This window comes from Psychroflexus maritimus, from assembly GCF_011089875.1.
Lineage (GTDB): Bacteria > Bacteroidota > Bacteroidia > Flavobacteriales > Flavobacteriaceae > Psychroflexus > Psychroflexus maritimus.
Map to the genome: position 1 here is coordinate 1 of NZ_JAANAS010000075.1, position 596 is coordinate 596.

1 pseudogene is annotated in these 596 nt (G+C 34.9%); it reads right to left on the reverse strand.

What is annotated here, in order from left to right:
• A pseudogene (locus G7034_RS09780) lies at positions 1 to 596 on the reverse strand (gliding motility-associated C-terminal domain-containing protein); the annotation flags it as partial.

Genomic DNA, 596 nt, shown 5'->3' on the forward strand with positions numbered 1-596 from the left:
AAGGTATAAATTGAATTAGAGCTATTTAATTCGGGTGTCCATTCCCCCTCAATTCCATTATTAGAGGTAGTAGGTAATTCTTGAAGTTCATTTTCGCAAATTTCACTAGGTATGGAAAATTCAGGGGTAGTATTAGGAATAATTTCAATTTCTACCTCAATGCTTTCCGCACATTCATCAGAATTAGGAGTAAAGGTATAAATTGAAATAGAGCTACTTAATTCGGGTGCCCATTCTCCCTCAATTCCGTTATTAGCGGTGGTGGGTAATTCTTCAATTTCATCTTCGCAAATTACATCAGGAAAAGAAAACTCGGGTGTTGTATTAGGTAAAACAATCACTTCAAATTCTATAGTTTCAGCACATTCATCCTCAGCAGGTAAAAAGGTATAGGTTGTGGAAGTTGTATTATCAATTTCTGGAGTCCATTCGCCTTCTATATTGTTATCTGAGGTTTCAGGCAACACTAATGGGTCGTTTTCACAAATTTCACTAGGTATAGAAAATTCAGGGGTAGTACTAGGAATAATTTCAATTTCTATATCAATACTTTCCGCACATTCATCAGAATTAGGAGTAAAGGTATAAATTGAATT